13 protein-coding genes are annotated in these 15,441 nt (G+C 42.6%); 10 read left to right on the top strand and 3 right to left on the bottom strand.

Annotated elements, in window-relative coordinates; translation table 11 throughout:
- Positions 1 to 66 precede the first annotated feature (66 nt).
- From BSQ33_RS03090 to tyrS, 4 genes are all read left to right on the top strand, one after another.
- Positions 67 to 918 (top strand): SDR family oxidoreductase, encoded by an 852-nt coding sequence (locus tag BSQ33_RS03090; protein WP_021018929.1) that lies wholly within the window; start codon positions 67 to 69, stop codon positions 916 to 918.
- Positions 919 to 1,051: 133 nt separating this feature from the next.
- Positions 1,052 to 1,516 (top strand): GNAT family N-acetyltransferase, encoded by a 465-nt coding sequence (locus BSQ33_RS03085; RefSeq protein ID WP_021018930.1) that lies wholly within the window; start codon positions 1,052 to 1,054, stop codon positions 1,514 to 1,516.
- A gap of 124 nt (positions 1,517 to 1,640) precedes the next feature.
- Positions 1,641 to 2,441: a helix-turn-helix domain-containing protein gene (locus BSQ33_RS03080; protein WP_021018931.1), complete on the top strand. Its 801-nt coding sequence runs from the start codon at positions 1,641 to 1,643 to the stop codon at positions 2,439 to 2,441.
- Positions 2,442 to 2,531: 90 nt separating this feature from the next.
- Positions 2,532 to 3,782, top strand: a complete 1,251-nt coding sequence (gene tyrS, locus BSQ33_RS03075) for a tyrosine--tRNA ligase (protein ID WP_088133231.1) — start codon at positions 2,532 to 2,534, stop codon at positions 3,780 to 3,782.
- A 251-nt stretch (positions 3,783 to 4,033) separates the two neighbouring features.
- On the opposite strand, the gene BSQ33_RS03070 is transcribed toward tyrS, so the two are convergent.
- Entirely contained in the window at positions 4,034 to 4,192 is a 159-nt protein-coding gene (locus BSQ33_RS03070; RefSeq protein ID WP_021018933.1) for a YqaE/Pmp3 family membrane protein, read from the bottom strand.
- A gap of 490 nt (positions 4,193 to 4,682) precedes the next feature.
- Between BSQ33_RS03070 and BSQ33_RS03065 the strand changes: the two genes are divergently transcribed.
- From BSQ33_RS03065 to BSQ33_RS03035, 6 genes are all read left to right on the top strand, one after another.
- Entirely contained in the window at positions 4,683 to 6,035 is a 1,353-nt protein-coding gene (locus BSQ33_RS03065; protein WP_088133230.1) for a DUF2254 domain-containing protein, read from the top strand.
- Positions 6,036 to 6,318: 283 nt separating this feature from the next.
- Entirely contained in the window at positions 6,319 to 6,558 is a 240-nt protein-coding gene (locus BSQ33_RS03060; RefSeq protein ID WP_232471949.1) for a LysE family translocator, read from the top strand.
- 134 nt (positions 6,559 to 6,692) lie between these two features.
- Entirely contained in the window at positions 6,693 to 7,466 is a 774-nt protein-coding gene (locus tag BSQ33_RS03055) for an aminoglycoside phosphotransferase family protein (protein WP_088133229.1), read from the top strand.
- A gap of 240 nt (positions 7,467 to 7,706) precedes the next feature.
- Positions 7,707 to 8,870: an MFS transporter gene (locus BSQ33_RS03050; protein WP_420070623.1), complete on the top strand. Its 1,164-nt coding sequence runs from the start codon at positions 7,707 to 7,709 to the stop codon at positions 8,868 to 8,870.
- A 244-nt stretch (positions 8,871 to 9,114) separates the two neighbouring features.
- Positions 9,115 to 9,990 (top strand): HEPN domain-containing protein, encoded by an 876-nt coding sequence (locus tag BSQ33_RS03045; RefSeq protein ID WP_088133227.1) that lies wholly within the window; start codon positions 9,115 to 9,117, stop codon positions 9,988 to 9,990.
- 1,032 nt (positions 9,991 to 11,022) lie between these two features.
- Positions 11,023 to 11,496 (top strand): hypothetical protein, encoded by a 474-nt coding sequence (locus tag BSQ33_RS03035; RefSeq protein ID WP_088133225.1) that lies wholly within the window; start codon positions 11,023 to 11,025, stop codon positions 11,494 to 11,496.
- 609 nt (positions 11,497 to 12,105) lie between these two features.
- Here BSQ33_RS03035 and BSQ33_RS22105 read toward each other — a convergent pair.
- Positions 12,106 to 13,509: an RICIN domain-containing protein gene (locus BSQ33_RS22105; RefSeq protein ID WP_088133223.1), complete on the bottom strand. Its 1,404-nt coding sequence runs from the start codon at positions 13,507 to 13,509 to the stop codon at positions 12,106 to 12,108.
- Positions 13,510 to 13,550: 41 nt separating this feature from the next.
- Entirely contained in the window at positions 13,551 to 15,401 is a 1,851-nt protein-coding gene (locus tag BSQ33_RS03020; RefSeq protein ID WP_088133222.1) for a cellulase family glycosylhydrolase, read from the bottom strand.
- Between the last annotated feature and the right edge of the window lie 40 nt (positions 15,402 to 15,441).

The raw sequence follows: 15,441 nt of genomic DNA, 5'->3' as shown, positions 1-15,441 counted from the left end.
CGCCTCGTTAGCCCTAGGGTATTGTGGGTTGACGCATCATTGCATTGTTCGGTTTCAGGGACGTTGATGTTCTGTGCGTTACCCGAAAATCTTTTTTTGTCACTGTTTTTGCTAAAAGAAAAAACTGCAAAAACATCACCAAGCTATTTGCCGTGTCTTACGGCGTTAGACATTGAGGAACATTCATACATGAACTCTAAACGGATCGCACTTATCACTGGAGCAAACAAGGGAATTGGTCTGCAAGTATCACGAGAACTTGCTCTGTTGGGTTATACGGTCCTGATTGGCGCTCGTTCCAAGACCCTTGGGACTGAAGTCGAAAAAAAATTCACCGAAGAGGGTTTAAGCGCTGTGTTTGTTCCGATTGATGTCACCGATCACAACACGATCGAGGCAGCAGCGAGTCTGATTGGAAAGCGTTTTGGCAGACTCGATGTGTTGATCAACAATGCAGGTATTGCTTTAGACGCCGGAATGCCGCCAAGTCAAGTAAGCGTGGAATCACTTCGGAAGACCTTCGAAACAAATGTATTTGGCGCTTTCGCGGTGATACAAACCATGCTTCCGTTACTTCGCAAATCTGAAGCAGGACGAATCGTCAATATGTCATCCGGACTTGGCTCGTTGACACAAAACAGTGATCCAAATTACGAGTTTGCGCATGTAAAACCGCTTGCCTATAACTCATCCAAAACGGCGATCAACGCTTTGACAGTTCAGTTTGCCTATGAGTTACAAAACACATCCATTAAGATCAATTCAGCGGACCCCGGCTTTACCGCGACTGATCTCAATAATCACAGTGGTACACGTACCGTTGAACAGGCCGCACAGATTGTCGTGAAACTTGCGTCTTTGCCAGAATCCGGTCCCACAGGTGGATTTTTTGATGAAAATGGACAGGTACCATGGTGAAAAGATCGAATCAGAGCTTGCAGGGGATAATGGCAAAGATGGCCGCGCCCTGTGAAGCTTTGCACTCTAACCAAGGTAAAAAGTGTAACGAGCCATCCTAAATAGGTTTTAACGAAATCGCGGAAATATTAGCATGATCAAAATTCGAAATTATAAAGAATCAGATGCACAAGCCTTGTGGAAGATTTTTTATCACACGATCCACAATGTGAACATTCGAGACTATTCTCAGGCTCAAGTATCGGCTTGGGCGCCAGACAGATTTGATTTTGCTATATGGCAGCGCAAAATGGATTCTATATTACCCGTCATTGCGGAAATCGATGGTGAAATTGTGGGATATACCGATATTCAAAGTAGCGGTTTGATTGACCATTTCTTTTGTCACCATGAACATCAAGGTAAAGGTATTGGACGCTGTTTGATGGAGCACATCATTGCGGTCGGGAAAGCAAAGGGAATCACTCGATTCTACTCAGAAGTCAGCATTACCGCACGTCCGTTTTATGAGAAGCTTGGCTTTACCGTCGTGAAAGAGCAAACGGTAGAGATGCGTGGCGAAAAGCTCCAGAACTTTGTCATGGAGAAATTTAGCTAAAAAAGCGTTAAAACGATGATAAGACATAAATGAAGGTGAAAGTAACCTAGTTCATATCATCCAGTTTTGAGCATTTTGGGTAATTCCGTTATGCTTTAAGCCTTTATCATTCGTCTTATCCGATATGGCTGAATCTCAATTTAATCATTTACTCGCAGAATCTATTTCTGCTTTGAAATCACCGAGTTTTACACCGAAGTTAATGGCTCTTATCGCTTCGATATTGAGCTATGACTGCGCAGTGATTCTCGGCCTACGTAAAGGCAAACATCCTATTTATCTTTACGATTCCATTGAAAATAACCGAGAATTGCTTTTTGACCGTTACCTCACCTCCGCATTTCAAGATGATCCATTCTACAAAATGCTCATTATTCATGAGCAGCAGGGCATTTTCTCATTAAAAGACGTCATCAAACGAGATATGGATTACCAGACATACTGTAATCAATTCTACCTGCAAACTGGCTGGAAAGATGAATTAAGTATTCTCATTGAAGTTGAAGCAACGCGCTGGGTCGTTATCTATTTGGGGTGCACTGATGCCGACAATGTATTTTCGCCATTCAAGGTTGAAACGTTAAAGTCATACTTTGCAGTCATTCAATCATTATGTCAGCAACATTGGCAACAAACGGAATTCCTTCTTGCAGAACCAGTTTTTTCTCCTGAATCCTACTCAGTAAAAAGACGTGAGTTCATCGAGGATGGCCTGCATTCTTTTGGCAACGACTTGCTTTCAACCCGAGAGAAACAAATCGCCCGCTTAGTCGTGCAAGGGCTTGATACGAAAGAAATCGCACAACAGTTGGATATTACGGAAGGCACGGTAAAAAATCACCGAAAGCGTATCTATGCTCAATTACGGGTGACATCCCTCAGTGAACTTTTCCAAGTTTTCCTCAACCATATTATTACCCGATAAATGTACCGACTGTCCCTTTAGGGATATATCGCACATCCGTTTCTATTCGTAATCTGTACACACATGATTGATACAGATAAGACGTTATAGATGACATTGATTCAGGAATTACAGACGCGTGGTTTAATTGCTCAAGCCAGTGACTTAGAGCAAATAGAGCAACAATTTAGCCAGCCTCAAACGGTTTACTGTGGTTTCGATCCGACAGCCGGTAGCCTACATATTGGACATTTAGTGCCACTCATTATGCTCAAACGTTTTCAGGATGCCGGGCATCAGGCATTAGCGCTGATTGGTGGCGCGACAGGTAAGATTGGCGACCCTAGCTTCAAAGCAGCAGAGCGCAGTTTGAATACCGAAGAAACGGTAAACGGCTGGGTCAAAGATCTCACCACTCAAATTGAGCAGTTATTAGCACCTCATATCAGCAAGCCAATGACAATCGTCAACAATGCTGATTGGATGAAAGAAATCAACGTCATCGATTTTTTCCGAGATGTCGGTAAGCATTTTTCAATCAACACGATGATCTGTCGGGAGTCTGTGAAGCAACGATTGCAAAGACCTGATCAAGGGATTTCATTTACCGAATTTAGCTACAGTCTACTGCAGTCTTATGACTTTGCTGTGCTTAATCGTAACTATGGTTGCCGCTTACAAATTGGTGGTAATGACCAATGGGGAAATATCGTTAGCGGTATTGATTTAACCCGTCGTCAGAATGGCGAGCAAGTGTTTGGTTTAACCCTACCGTTGATCACGAAATCGGATGGCACCAAATTTGGTAAAACAGAAGGCGGAGCCGTTTGGCTTGATCCGGAAAAAACATCACCGTACATGTTTTACCAGTTTTGGTTGTCTACTGAAGATTCTGATGTATACAACCTGCTGCGTTACTACACATTCTTATCCTGCGATGAGATTGAGAAGATTGAATTGAAGGATAAAGCTAGCGACGGTAAACCCGAGGCGCAAAAAATTCTGGCTCAAAATATGACACGTTTTGTTCATGGTGAATCGGGATTACATAGCGCAGAACGTATTACGCAAGCTTTGTTCACAGGGAGTGTCGAGAATCTAAGTTTAAGTGAAATCAAACAGTTAGAGTTAGATGGAATCCCCAGCATCGAGAGCACTGAGCAAGACATTGTAGAATTGCTGGTCGAGTCACGACTCGCTAAATCAAAACGTATCGCAAGAGAGCTTATCGAGGGCAATGCGATTCGCGTCAATAGTGAAAAGATAACACCAGAAAGTTCACAGCTTGATTTTCCACTGTTTGATCAATATTGGTTAATTCAGCGCGGTAAGAAGCACTTTTGTTTAGTCAAACGCAAATGAAGTCGATAAAGTAGCAACAAGTAATGTGCCTCTGCTTTGTCGTATACAGAGCGGGGTACATTTGTCGCACGTTTCCCCAAACCGGCTTGACGGGTGTCCTAACCGGAACAGCCAGACCATTCTCCCGGAATGGTTTTCTTGGTTGGGTGTGAATAGCCACCGACTTGATAGACACCTTTTAGTGAGTGGTAGACTGCCACTGCTTTCCTATTCCTAGACAAATCTCGCTTATTCCAAATCTGAGCGGTTACTTACCTTCTCGCGATAATCCACACTGCGTGAATGATTCCGGGAATGTAGCCAAATAACGTGAGAATAATGTTCAGCCAAAAAGCCCCGCCAAGGCCAACTTGTAAGAACACACCAAGTGGTGGTAATAAGATTGAGAAGAGGATTCGAATTAAGTCCATTGGGGTTCCTTATATGTTAAATCGTATTTTATTACAGCAGTTTTCATGCTATTCAGTGGAATTGGAACTAAACTTGCCTTTACTGTATACCTTGAATAGAGATTAAGTTCATTAGTTAATGATAGACTTCGAAAGCAACATCGCCTTAGTGTTATGTCATCTTATACAGATTGCGACTGCTTTGGTATTTGTTTTCTATAGGTGATGCTCAAGCGAGGGTCGTGTACAGGGTTATGACTGGCATTGGATTTATTGGTGGTGGGGCCATTTACAAAAGCGATACACATGTTGAGGGAACGGCAACTGGAATTTGGCTCACTGGCGCTTAGGGGGGGCGGTTGCGTATAGGCGTTATGAAATTGCGTTGGATCTAAGCACCGTTGGGAACTTGGTTTTTCTATGACTTGAATCTTATCACATAGGGATGAAAGACAGAAAAAACATAGCATAAGTCAGTGATAATATACATTTAGCCTATGTAAGGATAAAAATGATAGAGTTTCATAGCGTAAGTCAATCATATCGAAAAGTTATTAACAGTATTGCATTTTACCCTTCTTTAATTGCCATTGTATTTTTAATTTCTGCATTAATTACATTGTTTTTTGAGTACTTAGAACCAGTTAAACTGTTTGAACTGCATTTCTCATATGTTCTGGTTGATAGTGTCGAAAATGCCCGTAAAATTCTAGGTATTTTAATTGGTAGTATTATATCACTCACCGTTTTTAGTTTTTCAATGGTGATGGTTGTACTGAATACTGCCAGCATGAATCTTTCGCCACGTCTCGTGCCTGGGCTGATATCAAAAAAGTCACATCAGTTGGTGTTAGGGTTCTATTTGGGGAGTATCATTTATTCCACAATTATGCTGATAAATATTGATGATGTATCAAGTAACCATACCATTTTAGATATTCCCGCTTTAGGTATTTTATTCGCACTTTTACAGGGGCTAACATCCCTTGTATGTTTTGTGTATTTTATTCACTCTATTTCACAAACGATTCAAGTGGATAGAGTGTTAAATAGTCTATTTTCAAGAACAAAGAATGAAATGAATGCGTTAGTTGAACTGCACCAAAATCAAGATGAGGTGAGTTCAAGTAAGTTTGAACAGTGGCATGAACTACAAAGTAATACTAGCGGATACTTTAAAGGGGTTAAGACTAAGCAGTTATGTAATATATTGGAACGTGAAGCGTTATCCCTTTATGTTTGTGTAAAGCAGGGCTACTTTACGGTTGAAGGTTACCCGTTTCTGCGTTGTAATAAGCCAATAAAAAATGACACACAATTAGTTGAAGAAATTTTATCTTGCTTCATTTTTTATGTGGAAGAATATATTAGTGATCATTACAGCTATGGAATGACGCAAATATCGGAAATTGCTGTTAAAGCAATGAGCCCAGGCATTAACGATCCGGGCTCGGCAGTTAAAGCCATTGACATGCTAAGTCTATTGTTAATTAAACGCATGGAATTAAAAAATATTAGTGTTTCTAGCATGCAAAAAAATGCAAACAGTAGATTGTTTTTCCATGAGGTTTCAATAAGCGAACTACTGCATGATAATTTCACACCGATTAGGCATTATGCAAGAGGTGATGCTTTTGTAATGGAAAACATATTGGAAGCATTTAAAAACATGCTATTTGTTACTAATGGTGAGGGGTTGGTTAGTGAGGAAATATATCGCTATTTATATGCCATCATAAGCGATATAAATAAAAATATTGATAATCACTACGATAGAGAAGTGCTGCGCAATATGCTTGAGGCTATTTCCCGGGTAAACCCTGAAGAAGGGGATAAATTATTAACTTATTACGACAAAAAATAATCGGGCCAAGTTATTAAACTTGCTCCGGCAAAGCGTTTTATGTGAATCGGATTGACAATCACAAAAGGCAAATTGGCTTACTGCTATCTCGATAGAGGAGCCAATGCTGCAGTGAGCTGCTACGCTGCTACATAGAAAGCTTTAGTTGCAGCTAAAGTCTGGGTCTCACCTTACCCGATTGGAGTACTTATTATCCATACAAGCAATTTAAGAGGGATCCACAACGCTTGGCATTTTTGCTTCTACTTCAAATTTAGCTCAGAAAGATATTAAGCCTGTTTCGATGTGTACTGCATTTTCAGAAGGGTTCTTAACAAACGTACTCAACCCCAAGGTATCAATGTTTTATTTGTCGGCTTTTCCACAATTCATATCCACAAACGAGGGTGCGATGAATGCATATGCGTTGGTCACTGCACACTCTATAGTTAACTTTATGTGGTATTCTGCAATGGTATTTATGTTGTCTCGCATAAAAAATCTGCAAACAATGCTCAGTTTAAGAAGTGGCCAAATTCAATGACAGGTATTGTATTTATTGGATTCGGTTCTAAATTGGCGTTAATGAAAAACGGCTAACAAACCAATTAATCCGACCTCAATACGCTGCGCTTCTTTCGGCGGCTTATTGGGGCGTTAGTTGCACAGGGAGGTTTCGTGGAAGAATTATCAGGCGGAAGAGAATCCGCAATATATCGAGATGGTGAAGTTGTCTATCGACCTCTTCAACCGTGGAGTCCTACAATTCACCTTATTTTGAAGCACCTTGAGCAAGAGAATGTGGCTGAATGTCCAAGATTCCTTGGTGTAAATCAAGATCAGGAAATCTTAAGTTTTGTCGTCGGTCATACTTATAATTATCCGCTAGTCGGTGCAATCGCCACAGCTGATGCCCTCATTTCTGCGGGTAAATTATTACGTAAAATACATGACTCAACAGTGCCACTTTTAGAGCAAATTGATGTTAATGCCAACGAGTGGATGCTAGAGCCAAGAGAACCTTTTGAGGTTATCTGCCATGGTGACTTTACTCCATACAATGTTGCTCTGTCAGAGAGCACCGTTGTTGGTGTATTTGACTTTGATACTGCACACCCAGCCCCAAGAATATGGGATCTAGCTTATTCAGTTTATTGTTGGTCTCCTTTCAAAACGGACAATAATGACAAGCTAGGCTCAATCTCAGAACAGGTGGTTAGAGCTAAGTTGTTCTGTGATAGTTACGGTGCAAGTGAGTCCGAAAGAAATCAATTAGCCGATGCAATGGTTCAGAGATTAGAGGCTTTAGTCTCGTTCATGCGAAGTGAGGCTGAAAATGATAATGAATCCTTTGCTGAAAACATAGAGCAAGGTCATCTTCAAGCTTACCTAAATGACATAGAATATATCATTGAAAATAAACAAAAAATTCAGTGCGCATTGTGCAACTAACAATTTAAGAGTGATTCAGCACGCTTGGCATTTTTGGTTTGGGTTGAGTTCAGTGATTATGGTGGTCAAATTGAGTGTCGTGGTCGCGTGCTTCACGCCTTAATTGGGCGTTATGAATATACGTATCATATACAATATTTTAGGAGTTTCATGTTCCAGAAGTTTTCATCCACAATTTCGATTTATCGGGGTTTGCCAGCGAATATTTATTATCTAGCTGTAGCTAGAATGATCTTAGGTATGGGTAATTTTATTATTCCATTTCTCGTTTTACTATTAACAGATAAGTTAGGTTACTCAGCAACAGTCGCGGGCTCTTTAGCTATGGGGGTTACTGGAACTTATCTATTAGGTAGCTTTATTGGTGGTAAATTATCCGATGTTTTAGGGCATAAGCGAGTCATGGTATTTGGAGAATGTTCCGGTGCTTTATTGCTTATTTCATGTGGCTTCTTTCCTGATAATACTTTTTTAGTACCAGCGTTTTTATTTGGTGCATATTTCTTTATTGGTTTGGCATTACCGGCAAGTAATGCTTTAGTCGCAGACTTATCTAATAAGAATAATCGCGACGCAGTCATGTCGTTGAGCTATCTTGCCTATAATTTTGGCTCAGCTCTAGGTCCAATTATGGCTGGGTATTTGTTTTGGAGCCACACAGAATGGATATTCTTTGGTAATGGTTTTGCTGCATTACTTGGTGTTGTGATTGTGGCTATGTTTATTAAGGTGCAGCCAGAAATTGACCGCACAACTGGTAATGAGTTAGAAATGCCCGTTTCTGGTTCTGTCTGGGCAGTATTGAGGTCAAGACCTAGACTCTTATTCTTTACATTCCTTTGTGGGTTGTTGTGGTATTCATTAAACCAAATGACAATGGCAAGTCCATTATATTTAAGTCATATATTTGGTGAAGAAGGTCCAATTGTATTTGGTCAACTGATGACTTATGCGTGTGTAATTGTTGTGCTTATTACGCCAGTTTTAATGAAATTTACGTCAGGTAAAGCTGAAACAATTAGTTTGGCATATGCCGGGTTTATGTTTGCTTTTGGCTACGCACTAGTCATGTTCTTTCCTAGTATTCCCATACACTTTATAGCTTGGCTATTTCTATCAGCAGGTGAGGTTCTCTTATTGACGAAAGAAAGCATATATTTAGCTAATAACTCACCCTCTAGTCACCGAGGGCGTATTCAGGGGGTTCTAGTTACACTACGAAGCGTTTTAGTTATGCCAAGTTTTATCGTGGTCGGTTATCTTATTGACAGTTATGGCTACAGTTTTACTTGGTCTAGTATCATTGCAATTTCAATTGCCGCTTCTATTGGGCTCTACCTAATGACAGTTCGAAATAAGCCTGGATCTCACATTACCCGAAACCGGTCGATTAATGGGGGATAATTTCCCATACAAAGCATTTAAGAGTGATTCGCAACGCTTGGCAGTTTCGCTTCGCTCAAGTATAGCCAATCGCCATGTGTGATGCCTCGAAGCCGAAACCTGAGACGATCATCGGGGAACGAAATAAAAAAGAACCGCGTCGCATTTTATCCGCCCACAATGCTAAAACTATGATAAACAGTATTTTTTGCTGAACGCTTCTTTTATGCTATAGCCATGTTATCCACCAAAGCGAAGCGCGATTATGAAAACCTCCCTTGATCACCTGCCTGAATATAAACAGCAAGAGCTTGCGACAATCTCGACCATTCTGCGCGATACGTTGGACGACTATCTTCAAGGCAAAACGGGGAGTAAAAGCGAGTTTCGCATCCTGAAAATCATTCTGTTCGGCAGCCACGCCAAAGGCAATTGGGTCAGCGATCCGGTCAATGGTTACATCAGCGATTACGATATTCTGGTGATCGTCAACAAAGCCGCCTTGGTGGAAGATTATGTGGTCTGGCAGCGGGCGGAAGAGCAAATTGATCGCAAAGTAAAATCCGCACCGCTTGGTTTGATTGTTCATGATTTGCAGGAAGTAAATGAACGATTGCAGCAGGGGCATTATTTCTTTAAGGATATCTGTGATGAAGGGATTGAACTGTTTGCCGCGACACCGAAGCCACTGATTGAGCCGGGGGATTTAACCGAGACCGAAAAACGGGAAATTGCACAAAAGTATTTTATGCGATGGGTTAAAAGTGCACATGATAGTTTCGCGATGTTCGGTTACGCCATGAAAGATAAACGTATTGAGCAAGCTGCTTGTGAACTTCATCAATCCGCAGAAAAGTTTTTCGCCTGCGCGTTACTTGTCTGTACGAATTACTTACCCAAATCCCACAATATCGAAAAGCTGAGTAAACTGTGCGCACAAATCGAGCCAGAGTTTAAGACGATTTTTCCGCTCGACAATAAATTCCACCGTCGTAGCTTCCGCCGCCTGCAACGCGCCTATATCGAAGCCCGTTATTCGGAGCATTATGAAATCACCGCAGAAGAGTTAGCTTACCTCGAAGGGCGGGTGTTGCAGTTAAAAGCAGTGGTTGAACGGGTTTGTTTAGCGCGGATAGATTGATTTATTCTGCCTGAGGGCAGCCATTGCCTTTATCCCAGCCTTTGGCTCTGGAATTTGACGCACAGTTACGTTTTTTGGTTTCAGAGGCTTCTGAGCTCTGTGCGTCAGTTCATCTTTCAGAGATGAAAGACGAACCAGAAAATCTTTTTTGTTTGGCTGAGGTGATCGCTTTCCAGAACCGGCTTTTACGGGCGTCCTGCCCGAAAAAGCCTAACCATTCTTCCTTGAATGGTTTTCTTTGTTGAGGGGTTGATTTGAATTCAGTGAGACATTTTAGAAGCTAACTTGATCGATGCGCTCAGGGTGAAAAATCAGGACGATTTTTCAGGATTGCTTGAGCAGGATGCGAATCAATCCGACCCTGATTACGTGCGCTGAACTCAAACCCTAGGCATTTTGGGGTACTTTTTCTGCCGTGAAAAAGTACCTGGGGCGCAGTCGGAGATGCTAACGAAATCGAGGAAAGTGATTGCGTCCCAAACTCAGCATCATCTTTTTACTTTTCCAGCCATCGGCGTTGCAGTTTGACGCACAGTTACGTTTTTTGGTTTCAGAGGCATCGGTGTTCTGTGCGCCAGTTCATCTTTCAGAGATGAAAGACGAACCAGAAAATCTTTTTTGTTTGGCTTGGTCACGTACTGTCTGGGCACGGATTTTACGGATGTCCCTATCCGGAAAATCCTGAAAACCTCGTCCTGAGGTTTTCTCCCTAATGATTCGATTTCATTAATTTTTTTGCAGAGAGGCAGGAAGATAATTCACTGGACTCAGGGTAAAATTCATAAATGAATTTTAAGCAATTCCCTAACAAAAGAGCTAAGCAGGAGCGAATCAATCCGCCCCCGATTACACGCACAGAACCGTCCGTGAAAACGGGGTAGAACCCACTGGTGATTGTCTGCACTACATATCGTCATGTGCAGATTTTTTGAATCAGTTTTTTCCAACAGGTAAAACACGTAACAATTCAAGTAAGAAAGACGCGCAAAAAGCGCGCACTTCTTCTTGAGGTGTTATCGCACAAGGAGAGTTATGAAATTTTTTCTTATTTTCATCGTTGCTGTAGTTGCCTCTGCAAGTAGTTTTATTGTTCATGTGGCAACCGTGGAGTGGCTTCCCTCTTGGGTCAGTAGTCAGATGGAGAGGCTATCAATCCAGCCGTCCTGGGATGTACGCTATATTGCTGGAGTTACTTCTCTAGAATACGGAATTGCTGCAATTGCGCTGTATTATCTTGGACGCAATAAACTCATTGGCTTTGGTAAATTTAAAGCATCTTTAGTGTTTTCTGTCTTGCTTATGGCTATCCATGGTGCGTTTCTTAGGCAGCCGTTTATGGACTATGTGGTTGGAAACCCAATTCACGTTATCTTGGTTCAAAATTTCTTTAAATGGCTTGTTTGGTTGCTGATGTCATTTTGTGTTGTATTTGGTTTCGAATTCGTTATTAAAGTTGCATGCGCTAACAAATCAATCCAGCCGACCGCTAACTCGTCGGCTGATTGAGGTGTTAAATTTATGAAGTGGCAATGACCAGAGTCGAATTTTTCAACGCAGTGAAAAATAAAAGGTTAGAACAACTTTCATTGGAAGAACTAGCTCATTTATCGGATGCTAACTTCACCGAGACTAATCATGGTCTACTAACTTCTTCTTTGTTTACAGTGTTGGGTGAGATTAGATCAGTGACGTCAGAAGAAATTCAATTGGCATAGACAATCCTTGTGCTCATCAATAAAAAAAGCCAATCACAAAGGTGTGATTGGCTATCGATATGAACAATTTGGTTCACTAACAACGTCAGTTGGCTAGGTGACCCTCGGCTTAATAAGGGTCACTGTAATTATTGCACTATGTGTGCCAACTTTTGATTTTTTATAACCATTTGATTTTTATTAGTTTGATTAAATATTAATCAGAATTCAATACAGTTGTACTCATATAACAATTGCAAAATGCGATCTGTTTTTATTTTGCAATTGTTATATCTTTGGCGAAATGAGATGTTTTATCGATTTGTGCTTTGAGACAGGAGTGGGTGATGCAGCGGAAGGCGTTGAAAAAGAACGGGCCACTCATGAAAGTGACCCGTGTTGAGTGATATGCTGGCTTAACTTAATATCTCGGCCAGCCGTTGCTATCCCAGTTGAGTGTGCTAATCAGCAGCTTACTATTACCGCCATCAGTCGCATCATAGCTATGACGGACGATCACATCGGTGTTGGCAATGTCCTGACCACCGGGGCCAATCCATCTGTTGCTGCCTTTATCAAGTAAAGTCCCGCCACCATTCATCATATTTTTTCCACTTTTATCCAGATACGGACCCGTAATATCGGTCGCCCGGCCATAACGGATCTGGTAGGTACTGTCGACGCCACGACAACAGATACCCGTGGATACAAACAGATAATAGTAACCGCGACGATACACAATGCTGGGGGCTTCAATCCCACCGGAACGACTTGCCAGACTCAATACATCACCCATCGGTTTCATGGTGATGGGGTTGAGGCGGACGAGCTTGATACCCGAGCCAAAAGAACCAAATGTCAGCCACGGATCACCGTCTTTATCAATCACTAAGTCAGGATCAATGGCATTGTAGTTATTGGCAGCAGTGGTATGAATCACCATCCCGTGATCTTGCCAGTCTCCGGAGGCTAAACTTGAAGCCGAAGCCAAACCAATCGCTGATACGCGGGAGCCAAATGTTGAAACAGCATAGTAGAGCCATACCCGGCCGTTATAATGCTTCACATCCGGCGCCCATACGTCATCGTTTTTCAAGCCGGGAACATAGGTGTACCACCAACGTAAGCCATTGGGGAAAACAGATGGCAGCGGATTCCAGTCCAAGCCGTTATAACTGACTTTGCCATAGATACCTTTACCAGTCTGATATTCCCACCAAGTTCCGTTTTCATAGGCAATCGTTGGATCGTGTGTGCCTAAGTTACCGCTGAGTGGCCAATGATTGGTTCTGCCATTGGTGGATGAGGTATCCACCGGCTTACCACCAGAGGCTTTGATTAAACTTAAGCGAAATTGCTGAACATCGAGATTATTGACCTCCCACTGATCAAGATTGGCACCGTCAGATGTGTCCCAGTCCCATAAATCCAGCGCTTTACCGCTGTTTTTATTCACCAGCACATGGTAGTTATTATTCAGATCCCGAATATCCCACTTTTGGGTATCACCACCCCAATACTGCCATTGTGAGACATTGTCGCCATTTGCCTTACCAGCGTTATAGACTTCCATTGCTTTCGCACTGTTAAGGTTAATGATGGAGTAATAGCCATCATCGCGTTGCGTAATGAGCCAACGTTGTGTGTTATGGCCGTTATCCGGCCATTGACTAATATTAGCGCCATTACTTTTGTCAGCATTTGCGACTTCGACTAACTTACCACTGACTTTTGACTGAATTGTATAAACACCATTCTTGACGCTTGCCTGTACAGTTCCTGCGAGCGTGACGCCCGCAAGAAATATAATGTAGAGTGTTCTCATCGAAACTCCTTTCACGATCATGAGAGGTCAATTATCAACTATTACTTAACGGTGTTTGAATCCCACAACCGTTGTAACATGTCCCATTTCTCAGTTTCGAAGCCAGTCCATTCACCCCAGCCAGATGTGTTGGTCCGTGCATCATAGGCGTGTGAATATAAACCACCGGTGTCGTCTGATTCTGGGTTGATACTCCAGTAGCAGCCTTCGATGTTTTTGTCTGACATGTAGTCAACCAGTGCATTTTGCCATTTTTTATCGTAATCAGAACGAGGGAGGTAACCCCACATGTCTTGGATACGAACTGCGCCAGATTCCGGCCAGTCATAGTGACCACCGAATTCACCGATCACAATGGCATAGCCTTCATCTTTAAGGTAACCGAAGTGTTCTTCCCAACCTTCTCTGAGTAGTTCAGGGTTAATCACAATGTTACATTTGGCTTTGGCTGCTTCTTCTTCAGACAAACCAGCACATTCTGGTTGGGCAGGATCCATAAACTGTTTCTGTACAGAAACGGAAGGTCCGTAAGTATGTGGTGACAGCACTAAACGATCTTTTGGAATGTCCAGTGGGCTTGTCGCCATTGAGAAGAAGTTTTCACCCCAGTTAGGATTGGTTGCTTCATCACCATGAGGGCTTGATGCGCCGTCTGATGTGCCGCCACTGATCCCTTCAACCCAGATCAACACATTTTTGTTTTCTTCGTTGATGGCTTCGTATGCATGCTCAGCCAATGTTTTCCAGTCTGTCCAAGTGTAATCCCATGGTTCGTTGAAGATATCGATACCGAGAATGTTGTTTACTTTCAGCTCGTCTGCGAAACGCGCCAGTTGACGGAGGTCTTCCAGCCATTTCTGTTCGTTGTATTCCTGAACAGTGACACCGGGGCCGACATCTGTACCACAGGCGTAGTCTTCACGTTTGTAAGGGTAGTTATCACGATTGGCATCTGAGTAAGGTGGGGTTGCATCCAAACGTCCGGCACGCCAGCCGAGATAATTCGAGCATGAGTGAATATCGAGCAGGATATCGAGATCATTTTTATCAGCAAGCTTGATGAAGTCTTCAAGCGCCTGACGTGCACTGGTTGCACGTACAGATGGGTGGTTTTTAAAGACACGAGGCTGACCTTGCGGGTCATCCGGATCGAGTGTTTGTGGTGCAATCGGCAGACGAATCAGGTTGATCCCTTTCGCTTTGATTTCATCCATAGTTTGTTGGATCGTCCGGCCTGTTCCTTGACTATTGTTCGCCCAGAATGTGTTACCCATATAGAGTTCCATCGGTGCGCCGCTAGGGTTGGTAGCGTCGTTTGCCTGTTCGTGACGACCTTCCAGACCGAACCATGAGCCACAGCGAACCGGTTTGACGACATCATCTTTAGTGATGTGACCATCTTCATTGACACGGAAGACGACTTGGTTGCCTTCGCCTGGGTCACCTGGGTCACCTGGGTCACCTGGGTCGCCTGGGTCGCCGGGGTCACCTGGATCGCCACCATCACCACATAGTGAACCGGTCAGCGTTGGGACTTCAGACGTACCAGTGCCTTGAAAGCCGAACGAGGTGCTAGAGCCAGGTTGTAAGTTACCGTTTGAAGCCGTATTTTTTGCTGTATATGGGTTACTGCCTGACAGGACAGTGTTCCAACTATTGGTTATTTTTGCCCCTTGAGTGTACTCCCAGCCGACATTCCACGCTGATACAGCGCTGGATGTATCATTCTTTACAGTGACGTTCACCACGAAACCTGAGCCCCAATCACTCTGAACTTCATAGGTACATTCTGCATATGCAGAACCGGATAAAGCGGCTAAAGCCAGACTGATACCAAGACTTAGAGTTTGTTTCTTACATCTGATATTTTTGAAAACTTGCTGTTTTCTCATTTGTTACTCCTATGAATTATTTTAAAATATTTATTGTTAT

This window comes from Vibrio gazogenes, assembly GCF_002196515.1.
GTDB lineage: Bacteria > Pseudomonadota > Gammaproteobacteria > Enterobacterales > Vibrionaceae > Vibrio > Vibrio gazogenes_A.
This window is presented reverse-complemented; position numbering and strand designations above follow the sequence as displayed.

Bases quoted from the DNA above. Each gene is read 5' to 3' on its own strand.
- BSQ33_RS03090 (WP_021018929.1), top strand. From the start codon at position 67: ATGTTCTGTGCGTTACCCGAAAATCTTTTTTTGTCACTGTTTTTGCTA.
- BSQ33_RS03085 (WP_021018930.1), top strand. From the start codon at position 1,052: ATGATCAAAATTCGAAATTATAAAGAATCAGATGCACAAGCCTTGTGG.
- BSQ33_RS03080 (WP_021018931.1), top strand. From the start codon at position 1,641: ATGGCTGAATCTCAATTTAATCATTTACTCGCAGAATCTATTTCTGCT.
- tyrS (WP_088133231.1), top strand. From the start codon at position 2,532: ATGACATTGATTCAGGAATTACAGACGCGTGGTTTAATTGCTCAAGCC.
- BSQ33_RS03070 (WP_021018933.1), bottom strand. From the start codon at position 4,192: ATGGACTTAATTCGAATCCTCTTCTCAATCTTATTACCACCACTTGGT.
- BSQ33_RS03065 (WP_088133230.1), top strand. From the start codon at position 4,683: ATGATAGAGTTTCATAGCGTAAGTCAATCATATCGAAAAGTTATTAAC.
- BSQ33_RS03060 (WP_232471949.1), top strand. From the start codon at position 6,319: ATGTGTACTGCATTTTCAGAAGGGTTCTTAACAAACGTACTCAACCCC.
- BSQ33_RS03050 (WP_420070623.1), top strand. From the start codon at position 7,707: ATGGGTAATTTTATTATTCCATTTCTCGTTTTACTATTAACAGATAAG.
- BSQ33_RS03045 (WP_088133227.1), top strand. From the start codon at position 9,115: ATGAAAACCTCCCTTGATCACCTGCCTGAATATAAACAGCAAGAGCTT.
- BSQ33_RS03035 (WP_088133225.1), top strand. From the start codon at position 11,023: ATGAAATTTTTTCTTATTTTCATCGTTGCTGTAGTTGCCTCTGCAAGT.
- BSQ33_RS22105 (WP_088133223.1), bottom strand. From the start codon at position 13,509: ATGAGAACACTCTACATTATATTTCTTGCGGGCGTCACGCTCGCAGGA.
- BSQ33_RS03020 (WP_088133222.1), bottom strand. From the start codon at position 15,401: ATGAGAAAACAGCAAGTTTTCAAAAATATCAGATGTAAGAAACAAACT.